Here is a 22585-nt window from a genome sequence, read left to right on the forward strand (position 1 = left end):
TTTGTAAACCTGAGGTTAATAACTATGAGTAATTTAAACGAAGTACAAGCAACGGCTTGGAAAGGATTTAAAGAGGGTGATTGGCAAAGTAATGTCAATGTTCGCGATTTCATTCAAAAAAATTACACACCATATGAAGGTGATGAATCTTTTTTAGCTGGCGCAACAGATGCTACAACTAAATTATGGGATAAAGTCATGGAAGGCATTAAAATTGAAAATGCTACTCATGCTCCTGTAGATTTTGATACAAGTGTAATCTCTACTATTACTGCTCATGATGCAGGTTATATCGAAAAAGATTTAGAGAAGATTGTTGGTTTACAAACTGAAAAACCATTAAAACGTGCGATTATCCCGTTTGGTGGTATCAAAATGATCGAGAACTCATGTAAAGCATACAACCGAACTCTTGATCCTTTAGTCAAAAAAATCTTTACAGAGTATCGTAAAACTCATAACCAAGGTGTTTTCGATATTTACACTCCTGATATTCTTCGTTGTCGTAAATCAGGTGTTATCACTGGTCTTCCTGATGCTTATGGCCGTGGTCGTATCATTGGTGATTACCGTCGTGTTGCACTTTACGGTATCGACTTCTTAATGCAAGATAAATTTGCTCAATTCAATTCATTACAAGCTGATTTTGAAAATGGTGTTGATTTAGCAATGACTATGCAACGTCGTGAAGAAATCGCTGAACAACATCGTGCTCTTGGTCAAATCAAAGAAATGGCAGCTAAATATGGCTACGACATCTCTGGACCAGCTAAAACAGCTCAAGAAGCAGTGCAATGGACATATTTCGGTTACTTAGCTGCAGTTAAATCTCAAAATGGTGCGGCAATGTCTCTTGGTCGTACTTCTACATTCTTTGATATTTACTTCCAACGTGATCTTGAAGCAGGTTTAATTACTGAAAAAGACGCTCAAGAAATTGTTGACCATTTCGTTATGAAATTACGTATGGTTCGTTTCTTACGTACGCCTGAATATGATGAATTATTCTCTGGTGACCCAATTTGGGCAACTGAATCAATCGCAGGTATGGGTGTTGACGGACGTACTTTAGTTACTAAAACTTCATTCCGTTTCTTAAACACACTATATACAATGGGTCCATCACCTGAGCCTAACATGACTATTCTTTGGTCAGAACAGTTACCAAGTGGATTCAAAGAGTTCGCATCTAAAGTATCTATTGATACCTCATCATTACAATATGAAAATGATGATTTAATGCGTCCTGACTTCAATAACGATGACTATGCAATCGCATGTTGTGTAAGCCCGATGATCGTTGGTAAACAAATGCAATTCTTCGGTGCGCGTGCCAACCTTGCTAAAACTCTTCTATACGCAATCAATGGCGGTGTAGATGAAAAACTTAAAATGCAAGTTGGACCAAAAGAAGATCCAATCACTGACGAATATCTTGATTTTGACAAAGTATTTGCACGTTTAGATCACTTTATGGATTGGTTAGCAAAACAATACGTAACTGCACTAAATGCAATTCACTATATGCATGACAAATACAGCTACGAAGCATCATTAATGGCACTACATGATCGTGACATTATTCGTACAATGGCATGTGGTATTGCAGGTCTATCTGTTGCTGCTGACTCATTATCAGCTATCAAATATGCAAAAGTAAAAACTATTCGTGATGAAGATGGTTTAGCAGTGGACTTTGAAATCGAAGGTGAATATCCACAATTCGGTAACAACGATCCACGTGTAGATGATATTGCAGTTGATTTAGTTGAACGTTTCATGAAGAAAATTCAAAAACTTAAAACTTATCGTAATGCGATTCCTACACAATCTGTATTAACCATTACTTCAAACGTTGTATATGGTAAGAAAACAGGTAACACTCCAGACGGTCGTCGTGCTGGTGCGCCATTTGGACCAGGTGCTAACCCAATGCACGGACGTGACCAAAAAGGTGCGGTTGCTTCATTAACATCTGTTGCTAAACTACCATTTGCTTATGCGAAAGATGGTATTTCATATACTTTCTCAATCGTTCCTAATGCATTAGGTAAAGATGATGATGTTCGTAAACGTAACTTAGCTGGTTTAATGGATGGTTACTTCCATCACGAAGCTACTATTGAAGGTGGTCAACATTTAAATGTTAACGTATTAAATCGTGAAACATTATTAGATGCGATGGAACATCCTGAAAAATATCCACAATTAACTATTCGTGTTTCTGGATATGCAGTACGTTTCAACTCACTAACTAAAGAACAACAAAAAGACGTTATTACACGTACTTTCACACAATCAATGTAATTTAGTTAACTGATACTAACTTAAAATGGCGCCTACTTGAGGCGCTATTTTTTTATCAGAATAAGATTAAGATTTATTGATTCCATATCAATATTCTTAAAAAGAATGTTTTTCAACTGTTATTCTCATCATTAATTTAATAAGCGATTATCCAATTAATACAATTGGTGTAAGAAAGTATCATATGAGTTAAAATATCTTAAACAATAAAAAAGTAATATGAGCAAGCACTAGAGAATTTTTATGGAACAAAATATTATTATGACAACAAAGCAACCAATCAAAGGTCGCATCCACTCTTATGAGTCGTTTGGTACCGTAGATGGGCCAGGTATACGTTTCATTGTTTTTTTTCAGGGTTGCTTGATGCGTTGCTTGTACTGCCACAACCGAGATACTTGGGATTTAAAAGCAGGCCGTGAAGTCACTGTTGATGAACTGATGAAAGAGATCGTTACTTACAAAAGTTTTATTATGCCTAATGGCGGGGGCGTAACCGCTTCTGGCGGCGAAGCGACACTACAATCTGAGTTTATTACTGAATGGTTTAAAGCTTGTCATCAAGAAGGTATTCATACATGTTTAGATACCAATGGTTATGCAAGACAGTTAGATCACACAGTTGAAGCACTTATGGAAGTGACAGACTTAGTCATGTTAGATCTTAAACAAATCAATGATGAAATACATCAGAAACTAGTTGGCGTACCTAATAAACGTGTGCTCGAGTTTGCTAAATATCTACAAAAAATTAATAAGCGAACATGGATACGATATGTGGTCGTTCCGGGGTGGACTGATGATGATAATTCAGCACATCTTTTAGGGCAATTTATTCAAGGTATGGAGAATATTGAGCGAGTAGAGTTATTACCCTATCATAAAATGGGCGCTTACAAATGGGATACAATAGGGGATAAATATCAGTTAGAAGGGGTAGAGGCGCCACCACGAGAAACCTTAGACAGAATACAACAGATCATAGAAAGTTATGGTCAATCGGTTACATTTAGTAAATAACATGATAATAAAAAAGGTACCAGCTAGGGTACCTTTTTAGTTGCTATCCTTTTTTATTTAATTCTTTTACGCTTTATTGCCCGCAAAACAAAAATCGTTCCCTCCAGCGCAAGTACACATACTGACAACCAAATAAAGCTGTAAGAGATAATATGTTGTGCCGAGATCGATTCATGCAAAAATAGAACTGATACAAGCGTTAATAAAACGGGTTCAACATATCCAAGCAAACCAAATAATCCCAAAGGTAATAGTCGTCTAGCTAAAAAGTACATAGCAAAGGCGATAGCAGTAATGATCCCTAGCATTGGGATAAAAATGTGAAAGTGCGTAATATCACTCACAATCTGGCTAAATGGGTAATTAAAGGCGAAATAAATCACGCAACCAATAAATATAAAAAAGAAGTCGGAAAAGGTGCCACAAATCCCCTCTATTTGCAATTTACGACGTGTAATAAAGTAAATGGGGTAACCCAATGCAACCACTGCTGTTTCCCACGAAAATGCGCCTGTGGTATAGATTTCAACGGCTACGCCGATAGCAGCAAGACAAACGGCAATCTTTTGCAAAAAACTGAGTTTTTCCTTGTAAAAAATTTGACCTGAAATCACCATGGTTAATGGTAATAAGAAATAACCTAAAGAAGCCGATAAGCCATGCCCATTAAGCGGTGCCCAAATGAAAATTAACATCTGAATAGTTAACAATAGGGAGGAAAAGATCAATCCGACTAAAATCATCGGTTGCTCTCTAATACGCTTAAATAAATCCCTAATTGCAGACCACTGGTGTTCTATAAAGACTAACACCACTATGGCTGGAAACGAGGTTAATAAACGCCAGCAAAAGATGTCAACCACAGGAAGAGGCTGTAGTAAAACCGGATAGTAGTAAAGTAAGCCAAAAAGGCATGATGCGAGTATTGAAAGGACAACACCTTTAATCATTTTTCCACCTTTAATAAAAAAATAGCGCTAATTAATAGCGCTAAAAATGAAGTAAGCAAACTTTTAGTACATGGTTAACCGATTACTTCAACACCATTCATATATGGTACTAAAACAGAAGGCACTTTAATGCTTCCGTCTGCCTGTTGGTAGTTTTCCATGATTGCCACTAATGTGCGTCCAACAGCTAATCCTGAGCCATTTAAGGTATGGACTAAATAGGTTTTGTTATCCGCTTTATTACGATATCGAGCTTGCATTCGGCGAGCTTGGAAATCCCACATATTAGAACAAGACGAGATTTCTCGATAAGTGTTTTGAGCCGGTACCCAAACTTCAAGATCGTAAGTTTTGCATGAACCAAAGCCCATATCGCCGGTACACAATACGATTTTACGGTATGGTAATTCAAGTAGCTGTAAAACCTTTTCCGCATGTGCTGTCAGCTCTTCTAAAGCTTTCATAGATTCTTCCGGTTTAACAATTTGCACAAGTTCAACTTTATCAAACTGATGCATACGAATTAAGCCACGGGTATCTTTGCCATAAGAGCCTGCTTCAGAACGGAAACAAGGTGTATGAGCAGTCATTTTCATCGGAAGCTGGCTTTCATCAAGTATCTCATCACGCACTAAGTTAGTTACCGGCACTTCTGCCGTTGGAATTAATGCATAGTTACTGCTTTCAGCTTCTTCATCGAGAGGTTTAGTATGGAAAAGATCACCTGCAAATTTAGGTAATTGACCTGTGCCAAATAAGGTAGCATGATTAACAAGATATGGAACATAGATTTCAGCATAGCCATGTTGTTCAGTATGCAGATCTAACATAAATTGAGTAATCGCTCGATGTAAACGGGCTAATTGTGATTTCATCACCACAAAACGTGCACCAGTAAGTTTTACCCCAGCAGCAAAATCAAGGCCACCAAAACGTTCACCTAAAGCGACATGGTCTTGGATTGGAAAATCAAAAGTCCTTGGTGTACCAAAACGAGATACCTCAACATTATCGCTTTCATCTTTACCATCGGGTACAGAGTCATCAGGGATATTTGGAATGTTGGATGCAATATCTTTAATTTGGTTTAAAAGGATATCAAGCTCTGCTTTAGCGCTGTTAAGCTTTTCGCCTAATTGGTTTACTTCTTCTCGTACAACTGAAATATCTTCACCACGTGCTTTAGCTTCCCCAATAGCTTTAGAGCGGGCATTACGCTGTGCTTGTAAATTTTCAGTTTCAACTTGTAATATTTTGCGCTTTTCTTCTAATTGTCGAATGGTTTCAACATCTAATTTAAAACCACGACGTGCTAATTTGCTAGCAACAAGATCTAATTCGTTTCGAAGTAAATTTGGGTCCAACATAAAAAAGTCCATTATCGTTTATTAATGTTATCTATTTAATTTTCTGTTTGAGTTAACAAAAAATATGATGAATAACACATATGAAATTTGTGAGCTTAGTATACTAGAATTATATCGGGTTTCAACCGAAGTGGTAAACCCGAAGAAATCTAACTGATAGCCATAAACCAATGTAGTTCAATAGGATAAAAAATAATCATTTTTTATATACGCTGATTTTATACATATATAAATTTTATTTATTATTTTATTTGCTAATACTGTTGAATATTTTAACTTAACTATTATTCATAAAAGGAAAAACAAATACAAGTTATTAACAATCATTTTTTAGTAAATTTTATAATACCAATGCTGTATTTTGAGTTGAAGTCTATTTTTCTGTATTTCATAGTTGTAAATCAACGTACAAACCATTTATTTAAGATTATATGTATATTTTTGCTGATATAAATCTTATTAAGATATTTAATGGAATAAATTATTATGATTTGCCATTGGTAAAGTGGAATCTGTCTTAGATTGATCTGCTAAACCGATAATATTATACTTAATCACAATTTGTTTAACTTTTCGAAATCTTTACGGAGCAAAAATTAAGTGGATCAACAGCAATATAAAGTAATAAGTGGTTTAGCTATAGCAGGGATGGTTTGCGGAATTATATCACTAATCCCAATAGGCCTTATAAGCATTGTATTAGCTATTGTAGCTATAGTATTAAGTGCAGTTGCTAAAAGTGATATAAAAACTAATAACAAAAGTGGTTCTGGTTTTGCAACAGCAGGAATCGTTTGTGGAATCATTACCCTTGTATTATGGTTTTTATTCTTTTTCGTAATTGGCAGTATATTATTATCAGCTAACCATTAATCTCATAAATAAAGAATAATGTTATGGTGAATTAAAAGCTGTCAGCTTATTATGAATAAAAGATTGTGTTCTAATAAATACCCAATTGTTTCTGCAATAAACGCATTGCATTTCATATCAAACATTCAATATAGGCTTCTTAATATTTAATTCTTTAATTTCATCATTGAAAGTATAAACAAAGCTTTTAAGTAATTATTTTTCGGTTGTCCTTGATGTTCTTTTTATAACTTTATTTTTCTAAGTCGATGTACTTTAATTTTATTATTGCCAATTTAAAATTTAAGCTTGTACGAAGCTTTTTAAGAGCGGGTAGGGTAATATTTAAGGGAAAACAGAAAAAGCTTTGTATAGTGATTTATAGCATTCAACGTTTTTAAAATAGTTTGTAGTCCTAATAAGCTAAAAGTAAATAACATTGTTAATGAGTATAACCTTTTATGATATTCAATATAACGTTTAATTGGCATTATAAATCGAAGAAGGTTTTTAGGATGCTTAAATGGCGCACCCGAAGGGATTCGAACCCCTGACCGCTCGGTTCGAAGCCGAGTGCTCTATCCAGCTGAGCTACGGATGCTTGTAAGTTCGTAAAAAAATGGTGCATCCGAAGGGATTCGAACCCCTGACCGCCCGGTTCGTAGCCGGGTACTCTATCCAGCTGAGCTACGGATGCGTATTAGATTTTAAAATGGTGCATCCGAAGGGATTCGAACCCCTGACCGCCCGGTTCGTAGCCGGGTACTCTATCCAGCTGAGCTACGGATGCATATTTTAATTTTTAAAATGGCGGTGAGAGAGGGATTCGAACCCTCGATGCAGCTTTTGACCGCATACTCCCTTAGCAGGGGAGCGCCTTCAGCCTCTCGGCCATCTCACCAAAACATTATGACTCTGCTTGAACAACAAAATCATAATGTGTGGCGCACATATTACGTTCTACAAAAAATAAGTCAAACATTTTTTTGCGAACACGTGCTGGTTGTTTATTTAGTGCCCAATATTACTCTTTGGGTTGAACTAATTCATCAACTTTGTCTTGTGATTGATGAATACGGTTGTAGATTTCTTCTCTATGAATAGAAACTTCTTTAGGTGCGTTAATACCGACTCTGACCTGATTACCTTTCACGCCCAAGACGGTAATAACAACATCGTCACCAATGATAAGTGTTTCACCTACTCTCCTAGTTAAAATTAACATTAGATCTCCTAATATCAGTTAAGTATATATCCAAACAATTTTAAGATATAGCTTCGTCAGCCTACTATCGAAGAGATAGAAAGACGTAATTTTACAGAAATACACTAATGTCTAATTAACAACACTGGAGTACTTCCGGCTAACTTGCTTGTAATTTATTACTGATTTCCTTTTTTACAGAAGATAACGCTTCTGGTAACGCCGAAAGATCCATTCCACCTGCTTGGGCGAAATCAGGCCGCCCACCGCCTTTACCACCTACTTTTAATGCTAATTGAGAAACTAATTCGCCAGCTTTAACAATGTTTAATAAATCATTGGTTACACCAGCAGCTAAATTGATTTTGCCATCATTGACAGCAGCTAAAATAATTACGCCAGTTTTTAATTGATTTTTGAGATCATCAATCATGGTACGTAACATTTTTGCCTCGACGTTATCAACCTTAGCAATTAGTAAGTTTTTATTATTGATTTCCACACATTGATTAAGCAATTGCCCACTTTGTTGGCTAGCTTGTTGGGCTTTTAACTGCTCTATTGCTTTTTCAAGTGTTTTGGTTTGATCGAGCAGTTGCTCAATTCGTGATAAAACAGCAGATTTATCACTTTTAACCAATTGTCCAATTTGATTTAGCAAATTGGATTCATGGTGTATATATTCCATCGCATTTTGACCTGAAGTAGCTTCAATACGACGTACTCCTGATGCAATACTTGACTCAGAAATAATTTTAAATAGCCCTATATCTCCAGTTCTATCAACATGTGTTCCACCGCAAAGCTCAATGGAGAAATCTCCCATAGTTAATACTCTTACAATATCTTCGTATTTTTCACCAAATAGCGCCATAGCACCTTTATTTTTAGCCTGATCAATAGGCATGAGTTCTATGTCTACTGGTAAATTACGTCGAATTTGTTGATTAACTAAATTTTCAATTTCTTCAATTTGTTCTGATGTAATCGGTTGATTATGTGAAAAATCAAACCGAAGATAGCTATCGTTAACTAATGATCCTTTTTGATGTACATGACTTCCTAAAATACGTTGTAACGCGGCTTGTAACAAATGTGTTGCAGAATGATTACGACGAATGCGTTCACGTATCTCTACATCGATTGCAGCTGTTACTATATCACCAACTTTCAATGATCCTTTGGTGACCTTACCTATATGACCAATGCTTTTACCATATTTCTGGCTGTCTGAAACGTTAAATACTAAATCGGCAGCGGTTAATACACCTTTATCGCCAACTTGACCACCAGATTCACCATAAAATGGTGTTTTATCTAATATGACAACAGCTTGATCACCGGCATTTATTGTTTCAACTTTGTTTCCATTTTGGAAGATTGCAATCACTTTTCCTGAAGCTTCGCTAGATTGATAACCTAAAAACTCTGTCTTATCATCAAGCTTAATCATATTGCTATAATCAACGCTGAATGAACTAGATTCACGAGCTCGTTTACGTTGTTCTTCCATGCATTGATTAAAGCCATTTTCATCAATAGTGATATTCTTCTCGCGACAAACGTCAGCGGTTAAATCTAATGGAAAACCATAAGTATCATAGAGTTTAAAAGCAATATCGCCAGGTAATACATTGTTAGTAATCTTACCTAACTCTTGGTCTAGTAAGAATAAACCCCGTTCTAATGTTTTTAAGAACTGCTCTTCTTCAGTTTTAAGTGTATTTTCAACTATCTTTTGATTATTTGCTAATTCATTAGCAGCACTTCCCATTACGTCAATTAATGGTTTAACTAGCTTATAGAAGAAAATATCTTTAGCACCTAACATATGTCCATGGCGTACTGCTCGGCGAATAATTCGACGTAATACATAACCACGCCCTTCATTTGAAGGTAGGACTCCATCAGAAACTAAAAAGGCGCAAGAACGTATATGATCTGCAATTACTCTTAATGATTTACTTTCTAAATCTTTAACTTGAATGATTTCAGCAGCAGCTTTTATTAATGTTTTAAACAGATCAATATCATAATTTGAATTGACATGTTGTAACACAGCTGCTATTCGTTCAAGCCCCATACCAGTATCAACTGATGGTTTAGGCAAAGGTTCCATAGTACCGTCAGCAAGGCGGTTAAATTGCATAAAGACGAGATTCCAAATTTCAATAAATCTGTCACCATCTTCTTCTGCACTTCCAGGTGGTCCACCCCATATATGATCACCATGATCATAAAAAATTTCTGTACAAGGCCCACAAGGTCCTGTATCACCCATTTGCCAAAAGTTATCGGATGCATATGGTGCACCTTTATTATCGCCTATGCGGATGATACGCTCTTTAGGAATACCGATTTCATTTTCCCAAATAGCAAATGCTTCATCATCAGTTGCATAAACAGTAACAGTCAATCTGTCTTTTGGAAGATTAAACCATTTTTCACTGGTTAGTAGTTCCCAAGCAAAATGAATCGCATCACGTTTAAAATAATCGCCAAAACTGAAATTCCCAAGCATTTCAAAAAAAGTATGATGCCTAGCAGTATAACCTACGTTGTCAAGGTCATTATGTTTTCCGCCTGCTCGTACACAACGTTGAGATGTTGTTGCTCTGGTATAAGGTCGTTTATCAATACCAAGAAAAACATCTTTAAACTGATTCATTCCCGCATTTGTAAATAAAAGTGTTGGGTCATTGTGTGGAACAAGGGAACTACTTGCAACGATTTCGTGTCCTTTGCTATGGAAAAAGTCAAGAAAACTTTGACGAATTTCTGCAGTGCTTTTCATTTATGCTTCCATATTAAACGATAAATTTTTAGACATAGTAATATACCCGTTACAACTTAAGTTGAAAAGTAAATATTCTTAGTACAACGATTGATCTAGTTACTATTAATAAGTAATAAGGAATAAAATTAAAAGATCTTGAGAGCTTTTTACGTAATGGGTATTATCTAAGTAATATTGTAGGGACTATAATAATTTAAGTCAACAAACTATACGCAGTTTTTATATCAAGTTGTGTAAATCCTCGGGCCTTTAAAAATTGTATTACTTTTTGTTTTTGTTGATTATTTTTTGGTTCGATAAGTTTGAACTTTTTTAATAATTGATGACATGCAATTTTTGACCAATCAATATCAGCTAAAAGTAATAGCTCTCTACTAAGATCTGATGGCAAACCTCGCTGTTTTAATTCCAAGCTTATTTTATATTTTCCATAACCTTTATGAGCACGCATAAAGATATACTTTTCAATATACTGCTTATCATCCATCCAATGTTGATTAGTACAGTGTGCAATTACATGTTCTATTTCTGTTTTTAACTTATTTAGTTGTTCTGGATAATCATCTTTTGAGCAAGTAATTTTTTTGCTAAAAAATAATGTTAATTTTCGGCTAAGTTCGCATGATGAGTGATCACGCTGTGCAAGTAATTGCACAGCTTTATTTAAGATTAATTTATTGAGTTTTTTTTCCATTACTCAAAGCTTTCATCATCTGCCGAAACGTCTTCATCATCAGCAGAGAAAACAGCAGGACTGTTTAACAATAAATCGCGTAATTTCGTTTCAAGTTCTTTGGCAATTTCAGGATGTTCTTGTAAAAACTTAATTGAATTTGCTTTACCTTGACCTACTTTCTCACCGTTGTAGCTATACCAAGCTCCAGCCTTATCGACTAATTTATGTTTAACACCTAAATCAATCAATTCACCTTCTTTAGAGATACCACATCCATAAAGGATTTGGAATTCAGCTTGTCTAAACGGCGCAGCTACTTTATTTTTAACTACTTTTACACGCGTATCACTACCAATAACATCTTCGCCTTCTTTTACCGCACCAGTACGACGGATATCTAAACGAACAGATGCATAGAATTTTAAGGCATTACCACCGGTAGTGGTTTCTGGATTTCCAAACATTACACCAATTTTCATACGAATTTGGTTAATGAAAACGACAAGACAATTTGCATTTTTGATATTAGCGGTTAATTTACGTAATGCTTGAGACATTAAGCGTGCTTGTAACCCCATGTGAGAATCGCCCATTTCACCTTCAATTTCTGCTTTTGGTGTTAATGCTGCAACCGAGTCCACAATAATCACATCAACTGCACCAGAACGAACTAATGCATCACAAATTTCAAGAGCTTGCTCTCCTGTATCAGGTTGAGAAACTAATAAATCATCGACTTGAACACCTAACTTAGCTGCATAGATAGGATCTAAAGCATGTTCAGCATCGATAAATGCACAGGTTTTACCTTCTTTTTGTGCTTGAGCAATAACAGATAATGTTAATGTTGTTTTCCCTGATGACTCCGGCCCAAAAATTTCAACAATTCTTCCCATTGGCAAGCCGCCGATACCTAATGCAATATCTAACCCTAAAGAACCTGTTGAAACCGCATCTACGTCTAGTGTCTGAGTATCACCTAAACGCATTATTGAACCTTTACCAAATTGTTTTTCGATTTGGCTTAATGCTGCAGAAAGTGCACGTTGTTTGTTTTCATTCATATAATAAAATTCCAATAAGTAAGGATATTGGGGTACATTATACTGTATTGTTATACAGTATCAAGTTTTTTTTATAAACATTCATAAATTAGTTAACTCTGTGAAATTGGTCACAAAATTTATTAATTTTTTGCAGAATTTGTTTATGATCTAGTGCTGAAAAAGATATTGAATTATTTAAAAAGGTGACTAAAAAATAGATCTTTTAAAAAATGAGAATAATCAAATTAAGGTAATTTAATTAGGTAATACTTTCATAAAAAAAAACCATTTGGTATGATGATAGAAATAAATTTTAGTCGTTATTGATGTATTAAATTAATTGCCTCAACATATTATAATCATTGAAGATTTTTATACCTAAATGTTATGCTAATCAAAAACATCTTTATAGCTTAAAATATAAATAAAGGAAAAAAATGACCACTGATAGTCAAGACTATGTATTGTGTTCTCATTGTGATTTGGTCATCGAATTAGCTGATGTTGCAGTTGGCCACAAAGCTGTTTGTCCACGATGTAATACAATATTATTTAAAAACAATGTCAATATGAAGTTTAGAGCGGCAATGTATGCAATTTGCTCTCTAATTATGCTCATTGTTGCTTGTGGTTTTGTTTTTATTGATATCAATTTAGTTGGTAATGTCAATGGCGTAAGTGTGCTGGACATTCCAAGAATACTTTTTATTGATAAATATAGTTATATTTCAGCATTATTTATTTTTTTCGTATTAGTCTTTCCATTACTCAATTTATCAATTATTGCCTTACTTTGTTCAAATATTAATTTAACCAAATATCGGAAAAGAGATTTACTTATTGTTTATGAAAAATTCCAACATTGGTGTATGCCTGAAATATTTTTAACTGGCATATTAGTTAGTTTCGTTAAATTAATGAGTTATGGCAATATTGGTGTAACTAGCACATTTTGGGCATTTTGTTTATTCGTATTCTTTTATATTAAAGCTTTAGTTATCTTCACTCCGGGTAAAATCTGGAATGAAATTCATCGAAGTGATTTTTCAATAAAAGCATTAGAAGTTGGTGAAACGGGAATTTCTCAAAATATAAAATTGTGTCAATGTTGCCATGCAATCGTCCCTGTTGAGTATGCCAAATGCCCAAGATGTAAACAAAAAAGCCAAGTAAGAGGGCGAGATAAAATACAATGGACAATTGCATTATTGGTAACTTCATTAATAATTTATATTCCCGCTAATTTATTCGGAATTATGATCACAGTTGTATTTGGTTCAGCGTCGACCTCAACTATTATGGATGGTGTTATCTATATGTGGCAGTCAGGGGATGTACCAGTGGCATTAGTTATCTTTTCCGCAAGCGTGGTTATTCCAATTTTAAAGATTATTTCACTCAGCTGGTTATGTTATTTTGCTTTAGCCGTGAAAGATAAAAATAAACATAATTGCTTAAAAATGAAGAAATTATATAATGCTGTAGAATTTATTGGTAAATGGTCAATGATAGATATCTTTGTTGTTTCTGTAGTTTGTTCTTTAGTTAGAAACCAACAAATGATGGGAGTTTATCCTGATATTGGTGTTACTTTTTTCGCAACCGTCGTCATCATTACTATGATTGCATCCCAAAAATTTGATCCACGCTTACTTTGGGATCGAAATCGAAAATAGAATAATAGGAATAATATGGCAACCTCAAGAAAATTAGCAAAAATAATTAAAATCCGAGCAATTTCTGCAATATGGATTATTCCCATAGTAACCGCCGTTGTTGGATTATGGATTATCTATGCCCACTTTGCTGATAGAGGCACATCTTTTACCTTATTAGCCAATGATGCAAATGGCATTGTTGCAGGTAAGACTGTAATCAAAAATCGTAGCGTTGACGTTGGTATAGTTGATGAAGTGACATTATCTGATGACTACAAGAAAGTCGTCGTAAAAGGTCGAATTTATAATGATATGGAGCCATTGTTAAAAAATGACTCAATTTTTTGGGTAGTTAAACCTGAAATTGGCCGTGATGGTGTGACAGGGCTTGGCACTATTTTATCTGGTGTATATATTGAACTGGTCTCAGGCAACGATACGCATAGTTTCAAAAATAACCCATTTATTCTATCTGATACACCACCGTTATCTGATCCAAGTATAAAAGGAATTCGCTTAAATTTAGAAAGTGACCAAAGTGGTGTAGTACCTCGTGGTGCAAAAGTGATGTTCCGTGGTTATCAAGTCGGTAATGTTGAAACGTCCTTATTTGATGTCGATGCTCGTAAAATGAAATATCAAGTTTTTATAACCAAACCTTATGATGCATTAGTTACCGAAAATGTACGCTTTTGGAAAGAGGGTGGTATCAATTTATCTTTATCATCACGTGGAGCAAGTCTTGAAGTTCCTTCGTTAGATGTTCTAATGTCTGGTGGAATCAGCTTTGATTTACCAGATGGCGCAAAATTAGGTGAACCGGCGAAGCAACATGATGTCTATAAATTATATGAAGATAGAAAATCGATTCAAGATTCACAGTACACTGAATATAAAGAATTTCTAATTATGATTACTGATTCCATATCGGGATTAACTGAAGGTGCGCCAGTGGAATATCATGGTATAAGATTGGGTACAGTGAGTAAAGTACCGTTTTATACCACAGAAATGTTAAAAGAAAGATCAATTCTCAACCAAAAAGTACCAGTATTAATCAGAATAGAGCCTGATCGTCTATCAGAATTAGTTGATGATAAGATCGATATAGCAGCTTTGATAAAAGATGAACAAAAAAATGGACTAAGAGCGTCATTAAAAACGTCCAATATGTTTACTGGTGCGCTTTATATTGATCTAGATTTTTATCCTGATTTAAAAAATAAATACAATATAAAATTAGCTAACCAATATGGTTACGATACTATCGAAACAACATCAACAGGATTTGCTCAAATTCAAGCAAAAATATTGCAATTACTCGACAACTTTAACAGTTTACCGTTGAATAACACGATGACACAATTTAATAAATCATTAGAATCAAGTGAAAAACTAATGAATTCATTAAATCAAATTATGGCGAGTAAAGAGATGCAAGCTATGCCGAAGGATTTACAAAAGGCAATTCGTTCATTACACGAGACCATGAAAGGGTTGCAACCGGGATCTGAACTTAACACGCAAATGATCGAAAGTTTACAGAAAATTCAACTAATGATGGATGAGCTGACTCCTTTACTTAACACATTAAATAATAAAAGTAATGCATTGATTTTCTCAGCGCCAAATAAAAAAGACCAAGAACCCAAAGCCAGAGGTAAGAAATAATGGTTAAATTAATTCGAACGCTAAAAGTTACGATATTGGTGACATTATTAGGAACTATAATTGGTTGTTCATCAAATGCACCGAGTAAAAGTTATTTTCAATTAACTAGTAATTTGACTGGCTCAAGAATGACACAAACTACAGATCATTTTATTTGGATTGAGTCCATTGAGGTAGCTAGTTTCTTAAACAAACCCGGTATTGTCCTGCAAACACAGGACATAAAATATGTCACAGCAACTAATCATTTATGGGCATCAACGCTGTCTCAACAACTTGCCGATCGATTGTCACAAGACTTAACTCAAATTTTGCCTAATTATTTGGTGTCAACTAAATCAATTACCACGCCAACTTTTACAGTTAAACTTTTTATTGATGGTTTCCATGGCGGTTATAATGGCGATGCAATCATAAAAGGACGCTGGGTAGTGACAGATAAGAAAGGTAAAATCGTAACTAAAGCTATTGAACGTCATGTTCCACTTGCAACAAATGGTTATGATGCTTTGGTAAAAGCCTTATCCGAAGGCTGGCAAAATGAAGAATTAGACTTTGCAAATTCAATTAAACATTAATACTTACTAAACATTCCGTCAATATGATGACGGAATGTTCTCTGCTCTTAATTTCAGATCATCAAAACTGTGCTTTTAATTTATCTAATATCTGGTCTTTAATTTCAACCCATCCTCGCACACTATTAATAAATGCTATTTTCTCGGCTTGCAAAATATCTTGTTTGACAATCTTTTGCTCGGTTAATTGATGATTATCCAAATAATACTGTCGCATAGTACCAGCAAGTAAACCCGAAGTAATAGTTGGTGTTACCCACTTTTCATTAATCAACAACGCAATATTACCATTAACAAACTCAGTGAGTTCATCATATTGATTATAATTGATATATTCTTGCCCAGCTGCTAATTCAGGAAAGTGTTGTCGATTAGTCGTTTTATGATAGAGAAAAGCGTTTTCCTTATCGACACATTTGGGTGCAAAATCAAGCTTATCAATCACCATTGAGTGAGTAAGTTTATCGAGACTTATTTTTGCTTGGCCATATTTAGGTTGCAGAAGCCTAATTTTATATCTTTCTGATGAATGAGTTTTAGCTAAATTAGTCAATGTTTTTTTGATTGTTTGAATATCACATTCAAAATCAAAATAACTCGTTGAATTTATCAACCTATCTAAGTGCATATCAAGCAAAACCAACTCGCCATCTTTAAGCAATAATGTTTCAATAATATATTCAGGAATAGTCAGCGTTCGATTTAAGATAGCTGTTTTAGCTAAAATCTCATGATATTCATCATCAGCAGTTGAATCCCATGTAATGCCACCACCAACACCATAATTTAACTGTTGATTATGTATAGTTAAAGTTCGTATTGGAATATTAAATACTGCCTTTTTCATTAAAGGTTCTACATAACCAATTGTGCCACAGTAAACTCCGCGGGCCGAGTTTTCAATATTACTAATGATTTGCATGGTACTTGATTTGGGCGCACCAGTAATTGAACCACACGGGAACAGCGCTTGAAATAGCTGATACAAACTTATATTTTGTTTTACGGTTGCTTGAATAGTTGAAGTGAGTTGCCAGACAGTCGGATACTTTTCTGCTGTAAATAAATGTGGAACGGTTACTGAACCTGGCACTGATATTTTGCTTAAATCATTACGAAGTAAATCAACAATCATCATATTTTCAGCAAGATTTTTTTCTGACTTCAACAGCGCCACTTGTTGTTTATCTTGGTCAGAATTTAAACCTCGTGCTGCTGTTCCTTTCATCGGTTTAGTTGTAATGGTTCTATCTTCTAATTTAAAAAATAGCTCAGGGGAGATAGATAAAATATGATAATTTTCAAATTCAATATAGGCACAATAATTTGCCTGATTATTTTTTTGTAGAAAATGATAATGATCTAAAGGATCACCATTGAATGAAGCGTTAAATTGAATGGTATAGTTGGTTTGATAAGTATTACCTAATTCAATTTGTGATCGAATATAACTAATTTTCTGCTGATATTCGTCAATATTTGTGTCACAAGACAATTCAAAATACTCGGGTGAAGCACACTCAGTATGAGCTATTGTTGTATAGCTCTCAAAAATACCAAAAAAAAGTAAAGGTAAATCCTGGTCTGATTTTGTGACTATTTTGGTCTTATTTGACTCATTAAAGCCCATAGCGCTTTCATAAGCAAGATAACCGCAAGCAAAATAACCTTGTTGTATAAACTCTTCTATCTCATCAATATGTTTTTTTATTGAGTGATAATCCGATGACTTTATGATTTTTATTGGATCACAAAAATATTTACGTTGCCCCTCAAAATCGATATAAATTTTCATGCTTATTGCTCACTAACAAAATTGCTTATCATTTTTAAACCAAATTCAGTCTTGATCGCTTCAGGGTGGAATTGTACAGATTCGATAGGTAATGTTTTATGTCGTAACCCCATAATCAACCCTTGTTTATTGGTAGCAGTGATTGTTAAAGGTGACTCATTTGACGAATTTTGTACAATTAACGAATGATATCTTACAACAGACAGAGGATTTTTAATTCCAGAAAATAATCCCTTTTCATCATGAATGATCTCATCAATTTTTCCATGCATGGGTACAGGTGCTTTAATAATCGAGAATCCAAAATATTGAGCAATCGCTTGATGGCCTAAACAGATACCAAGTATTGGACATTTATTCTCAAAAGCCTGAATTGCTGACAACGATATCCCAGCATTATCTGGCGTACCTGGCCCTGGGGAAATTACCATTTTAGAAAACGACAATTGTTTTAATTCATCAATAGATTTTTCATCATTTTTGATGACCATAACCTTCGCGCCAGCACGGCACAGGTAATCATATATATTAAATGTAAATGAATCATAGTTATCAATCAGAAGAATCAAAATTATATCCAATACTTATTACTTTAAAAAATGAAGGTTTGAAATGTGACAGATGATTCTATTATAAAAAGGGATATCACATAAAGCAGTTTATATATAAGCTTTCAAAAACCCCGTTCCTCAACTTTTTTTTAAATTTTGAGGAACGGGGTTTTTGAATGTAATTTAAGAAAAAAATTTAACTTAGGGGATCAAAATCATGTATAAAATTGCATGATATATAAAATAAATGATGTTCCTCTTTCAATAACTTTCAATGCATTACATATGCCATCTTTTATTTAAACTTCTGTGAAGCGAGTTATAAAAGCTCCTTTTTTCTTTGAGATATTTCTTCGTAATGTGATCTCTCTCACAAAAATATACTAATCTACTTGTATGGTAGTATTTAATCGATTAATTTGTAGTTACACAATTTATTTTCGAGGTATTTAATGAAAATTGTAAAAGCAGAAGTTTTTGTTTGTAGTCCAGGAAGGAATTTTGTCACATTAAAAATAACGACAGATAGCGGCGTATATGGAGTAGGTGATGCGACGCTCAATGGACGTGAGCTTTCCGTCGCATCATATCTTAAAGATCATCTTTGCCCACAATTAATAGGGCGAGATGCCAGTCAAATAGAAGATATTTTTCAATATTTCTATAAAGGTGCCTATTGGCGTCGTGGACCTGTGACGATGTCAGCAATATCAGCCATAGATATGGCGTTATGGGATATCAAAGGTAAAGTTGCCAATATGCCACTTTATCAATTATTAGGTGGAGCTTCTCGCACCGGTGTAATGGTGTATTGCCATACCACAGGTAAAGATATTGAAGAAGCGTTAGATGATTATGCTAAACATAAAGAAATGGGCTTTAAGGCTATTCGAGTGCAGTGTGGCATACCAGGAATGAAAACCACCTACGGTCAAAGTAAAGGTAAAAACTTAGCTTACGAACCAGCAACACGAGGTAACTATCCTGAAGAACAGTTTTGGGCTACCGATAAATATCTTGATTTCACACCAAAATTATTTGAGGCAGTGAGAAATAAATTTGGTTTTAACGAACATTTATTGCATGACATGCACCATCGTTTAACACCGATTGAAGCTGCTCGATTTGGTAAAAGTGTTGAAGACTATCGCCTATTTTGGATGGAAGACCCAACACCAGCGGAAAATCAAGAATGTTTCCGTTTAATTCGCCAACACACCGTAACACCAATTGCCGTAGGTGAAGTATTTAACAGTATTTGGGACTGTAAACAGTTAATTGAAGAACAGCTTATTGACTATATCCGAACCACAATAACCCATGCAGGCGGTATAACTCATATGCGTCGAATAGCTGATTTTGCGTCGCTTTATCAAGTTAGAACAGGCTCTCATGGACCATCAGATTTATCACCAATCTGTCATGCAGCTGCACTTCATTTTGATATGTGGGTACCTAACTTTGGTGTTCAAGAATTTATGGGTTACTCAGAGCAAATGCTAGAAGTCTTCTCACCAAACTGGACCTTTACTGATGGTTATATGCACCCAAGTGACAAACCAGGTTTAGGTATCGATTTTGATGAAAAACTAGCAGCAAAATATCCATACAACCCCGCTTATTTGCCAATTGCTCGTTTAGAAGATGGCACGTTGTGGAATTGGTAAGTTGAGGGAGCTTATATGAAAAGTATCGTTGTAAAAAAACCTAATGAACTAGAAATCGAGGAACGTGAAGTTCCTCAACCAGCTAAAGGTGAAGTTAGAGTCAAAGTTAAACTAGCTGGCATCTGTGGTTCAGATAGTCATATTTATCGAGGACACAATCCATTTGCAAAATATCCAAGAGTCATCGGACATGAATTTTTTGGCGTCATTGATGAGGTAGGTGAAGGAGTAGATCGATCAAGAATTGGTGAACGTGTTTCTGTCGATCCCGTCATTAGCTGTGGTTGTTGTTACCCTTGTTCAGTTGGGCGTCCCAATGTTTGTACATCTTTGACAGTTTTAGGCGTTCATCGTGATGGTGGATTTAGTCAATATACAACAGTGCCAAGCAAAAATGCCTACCCGATTCCAGATGATATTAGTAATGAATTTGCTGTAATGATTGAACCGTTTACTATTGCAGCGAATGCTACTAGTCATTTGAAACCAGCTGAAAATGATGTTGCTTTAATTTATGGTGCAGGTCCAATGGGACTAACATCAGTACAGGCGCTAAAAGGTGTTTATAAAGTTAAACAAGTTATCGTTGTCGATCGAATTGATGAACGTTTGGCTATGGCACAAACAAGTGGTGCAGATATAGTAATAAACAATACAGATATATTACTAAAGAATGAACTAGAAAAACTCAATATTAAACCGACGATTATAATTGATGCTGCGTGTCATCCTTCGATTTTACAAGAAGCAATTACTATTGCCTCTCCCGCTGCAAGGATCCTAATCATGGGCTTTTCAAGTGATCCTTGTGTAATTACTCAACAAGGGATAACCAGCAAAGAGCTATCTATTTTTTCTTCTCGATTAAATGCGAATAAGTTTCCAGTTGTTATCGATTGGTTAAAGAAAAAATTAATAGACCCTCAGAAGTTAATCACTCATCAATTTGATTATACGCAAGTAATTCAAGCTATTGAAACTTTTGAGAAAGATCAGAAACATTGCTGCAAAGTTTTATTGACCTTTAATTAACACTCAAAAAGCCTTATGAAGAACGTTTTTAGATAAAATATTAAAAGAGAGAACAGTATGAATAATATAGGAAATAAGTGTGAAAGGGATACTTCGGATTTAGTTAAAGCCGCAGTATCAGGCTGGTTAGGAACAGCTCTAGAATTTATGGATTTTCAATTATATTCTTTAGGTGCTGCTTTAGTTTTCCATGAAATTTTCTTTCCGGAACAATCTGCTATTATGGCGCTGATTTTAGCAATGGGCACTTATGGTGCTGGTTATGTTGCACGAATCATTGGTGCCTTCGTTTTTGGTCGCATGGGTGATGCTATCGGCCGTAAAAAAGTTTTATTCATTACTATCACAATGATGGGGGTATGTACTACGTTAATTGGTGTACTACCAACTTATGCTCAAGTAGGTATTTTTGCGCCATTGATGTTGGTTGTTTTACGTATAATTCAAGGATTAGGCGCAGGTGCTGAAATTTCTGGCGCTGGAACAATGCTCGCTGAATATGCACCAAAAGGGAAAAGAGGAATAATTTCTTCATTAGTTGCAATGGGAACTAACTGTGGGACATTAAGTGCAACAGCAATATGGGCATTTATGTTTTTTTTATTAGATAAAGATCAATTAGTTGCATGGGGTTGGCGCATTCCATTTATAGCAAGTGTTGTTGTTATGATTTTTGCAATTTGGCTAAGAATGAATTTAAAAGAAAGCCCTGTATTTGATGAGGTTAATGATACTAATACGCTAAAAAATGATAGTGATGTTACAAAACATATCTCATTACTTGGAATGTTTAAAAGTAAATCATTCTGGTTAGCTACAGGATTACGTTTTGGTCAAGCAGGAAATTCTGGTCTAATCCAAACTTTCTTAGCGGGATATTTAGTGCAAGCATTATTATTTAATAAAAGTATTCCAACTGATGCAATTATGTTTAGTTCAATTGTCGGCTTCTTGACTATTCCTTTCTTAGGTTGGTTATCAGATAAGATTGGTCGAAAAATTCCTTATATAATACTAACATTGTCTGCAATTATACTAGCATATCCAATGTTATCTATCATTGTAGATATAAATCATTCTGTAAATACTATTACATTATGTTTGATTCTCATTCATAATATTGCAGTTTTAGGCTTATTTGCCCTAGAAAACATCACCATGGCCGAAATGTTCGGTGCTCGCAATCGATTCACCCAAATGGCAATATCTAAAGAAGCAGGTGGTTTAATTGCCGTAGGATTTGGCCCAATTCTGGCTGGAATTTTCTGTAAAATGGTAAATGATTGGTGGCCAATTGTGGCTATGATTATTGTTTACTCATGTATTGGTCTTATCTCGGCTATTCTTATGCCGGAGGTAAAAGATCGTGATTTAGCTGACTTACATGATGCGGCAGATAGTAAAAATTAGACGG

17 protein-coding genes and 4 tRNA genes are annotated in these 22585 nt (G+C 34.9%); 9 read left to right on the top strand and 12 right to left on the bottom strand.

What is annotated here, in order from left to right; translation table 11 throughout:
- Window positions 1-24: 24 nt before the first annotated feature.
- Together pflB and pflA are read left to right on the top strand one after the other, a co-directional pair.
- Window positions 25-2307, top strand: a complete 2283-nt coding sequence (gene pflB / locus J3U27_RS00955) for a formate C-acetyltransferase (protein ID WP_267336726.1) — start codon at window positions 25-27, stop codon at window positions 2305-2307.
- 243 nt (window positions 2308-2550) lie between these two features.
- Entirely contained in the window at window positions 2551-3327 is a 777-nt protein-coding gene (pflA, locus tag J3U27_RS00960) for a pyruvate formate lyase 1-activating protein (RefSeq protein WP_267335049.1), read from the top strand.
- A 53-nt stretch (window positions 3328-3380) separates the two neighbouring features.
- Here the strand turns inward: pflA and rarD are convergent, their stop codons facing one another.
- Complete coding sequence (gene rarD / locus J3U27_RS00965; RefSeq protein WP_267376592.1) at window positions 3381-4277, bottom strand: EamA family transporter RarD; 897 nt, start codon at window positions 4275-4277, stop codon at window positions 3381-3383.
- 74 nt (window positions 4278-4351) lie between these two features.
- Entirely contained in the window at window positions 4352-5644 is a 1293-nt protein-coding gene (gene serS, locus J3U27_RS00970; protein ID WP_065734216.1) for a serine--tRNA ligase, read from the bottom strand.
- 600 nt (window positions 5645-6244) lie between these two features.
- Here serS and J3U27_RS00975 point away from each other — a divergent pair.
- The gene (locus J3U27_RS00975; RefSeq protein WP_065734217.1) at window positions 6245-6517 is read left to right on the top strand and encodes a DUF4190 domain-containing protein; all 273 of its coding nucleotides are present in this window, start codon (window positions 6245-6247) and stop codon (window positions 6515-6517) included.
- Window positions 6518-7020: 503 nt separating this feature from the next.
- On the opposite strand, the gene J3U27_RS00980 is transcribed toward J3U27_RS00975, so the two are convergent.
- From J3U27_RS00980 to recA, 8 genes are all read right to left on the bottom strand, one after another.
- A tRNA-Arg gene (locus J3U27_RS00980) sits at window positions 7021-7097 on the bottom strand.
- Between the two features lie 19 nt (window positions 7098-7116).
- Window positions 7117-7193 (bottom strand) — tRNA-Arg (locus tag J3U27_RS00985).
- 16 nt (window positions 7194-7209) lie between these two features.
- Window positions 7210-7286, bottom strand: a tRNA-Arg gene (locus J3U27_RS00990).
- A gap of 18 nt (window positions 7287-7304) precedes the next feature.
- Window positions 7305-7397, bottom strand: a tRNA-Ser gene (locus J3U27_RS00995).
- 123 nt (window positions 7398-7520) lie between these two features.
- Window positions 7521-7721, bottom strand: coding sequence for a carbon storage regulator CsrA (csrA, locus tag J3U27_RS01000; RefSeq protein WP_065562297.1), 201 nt, complete (start codon window positions 7719-7721; stop codon window positions 7521-7523).
- A gap of 139 nt (window positions 7722-7860) precedes the next feature.
- Window positions 7861-10494, bottom strand: coding sequence for an alanine--tRNA ligase (gene alaS / locus J3U27_RS01005; RefSeq protein WP_220225106.1), 2634 nt, complete (start codon window positions 10492-10494; stop codon window positions 7861-7863).
- Between the two features lie 196 nt (window positions 10495-10690).
- On the bottom strand, window positions 10691-11191 hold the full coding sequence (locus J3U27_RS01010) for a regulatory protein RecX (RefSeq protein ID WP_267330067.1): 501 nt from the start codon (window positions 11189-11191) through the stop codon (window positions 10691-10693).
- Window positions 11191-12237, bottom strand: coding sequence for a recombinase RecA (gene recA, locus J3U27_RS01015; protein WP_065562294.1), 1047 nt, complete (start codon window positions 12235-12237; stop codon window positions 11191-11193). Before recA ends, J3U27_RS01010 begins: the two co-directional genes overlap by 1 nt.
- A 419-nt stretch (window positions 12238-12656) precedes the next feature.
- On the opposite strand from recA, the gene J3U27_RS01020 reads away from it, so the two are divergent.
- Genes J3U27_RS01020 through J3U27_RS01030 form a run of 3 tightly spaced genes read left to right on the top strand, consistent with a single transcriptional unit; the run spans window position 12657 to window position 16126 of the window.
- Window positions 12657-13895: a PqiA/YebS family transporter subunit gene (locus J3U27_RS01020; protein WP_065734220.1), complete on the top strand. Its 1239-nt coding sequence runs from the start codon at window positions 12657-12659 to the stop codon at window positions 13893-13895.
- Window positions 13896-13910: 15 nt separating this feature from the next.
- Complete coding sequence (gene pqiB / locus J3U27_RS01025; protein ID WP_065734221.1) at window positions 13911-15548, top strand: intermembrane transport protein PqiB; 1638 nt, start codon at window positions 13911-13913, stop codon at window positions 15546-15548.
- Window positions 15548-16126, top strand: coding sequence for a PqiC family protein (locus J3U27_RS01030; RefSeq protein ID WP_220225102.1), 579 nt, complete (start codon window positions 15548-15550; stop codon window positions 16124-16126). The genes pqiB and J3U27_RS01030 overlap by 1 nt, the downstream gene beginning before the upstream one ends.
- Window positions 16127-16187: 61 nt before the next feature.
- Here the strand turns inward: J3U27_RS01030 and pabB are convergent, their stop codons facing one another.
- Together pabB and J3U27_RS01040 are read right to left on the bottom strand one after the other, a co-directional pair.
- Window positions 16188-17921: an aminodeoxychorismate synthase component I gene (gene pabB / locus J3U27_RS01035; protein WP_267376594.1), complete on the bottom strand. Its 1734-nt coding sequence runs from the start codon at window positions 17919-17921 to the stop codon at window positions 16188-16190.
- 2 nt (window positions 17922-17923) lie between these two features.
- Window positions 17924-18490, bottom strand: coding sequence for an anthranilate synthase component II (locus tag J3U27_RS01040; protein ID WP_267338217.1), 567 nt, complete (start codon window positions 18488-18490; stop codon window positions 17924-17926).
- 434 nt (window positions 18491-18924) lie between these two features.
- On the opposite strand from J3U27_RS01040, the gene manD reads away from it, so the two are divergent.
- Genes manD through J3U27_RS01055 form a run of 3 tightly spaced genes read left to right on the top strand, consistent with a single transcriptional unit; the run spans window position 18925 to window position 22581 of the window.
- Window positions 18925-20139 carry a D-mannonate dehydratase ManD gene (gene manD, locus J3U27_RS01045; protein ID WP_065734225.1) on the top strand — a complete coding sequence of 405 codons (1215 nt, stop codon included), beginning with the start codon at window positions 18925-18927 and terminating at the stop codon, window positions 20137-20139.
- A 15-nt stretch (window positions 20140-20154) separates the two neighbouring features.
- Window positions 20155-21171, top strand: coding sequence for a Zn-dependent oxidoreductase (locus J3U27_RS01050; protein WP_267338218.1), 1017 nt, complete (start codon window positions 20155-20157; stop codon window positions 21169-21171).
- Between the two features lie 57 nt (window positions 21172-21228).
- Window positions 21229-22581 carry an MFS transporter gene (locus tag J3U27_RS01055; protein ID WP_065734227.1) on the top strand — a complete coding sequence of 451 codons (1353 nt, stop codon included), beginning with the start codon at window positions 21229-21231 and terminating at the stop codon, window positions 22579-22581.
- Window positions 22582-22585 lie beyond the last annotated feature (4 nt).

The organism is Gilliamella sp. B2911, from assembly GCF_026536965.1.
In the GTDB taxonomy this organism is placed as follows: domain Bacteria; phylum Pseudomonadota; class Gammaproteobacteria; order Enterobacterales; family Orbaceae; genus Gilliamella; species Gilliamella apicola_E.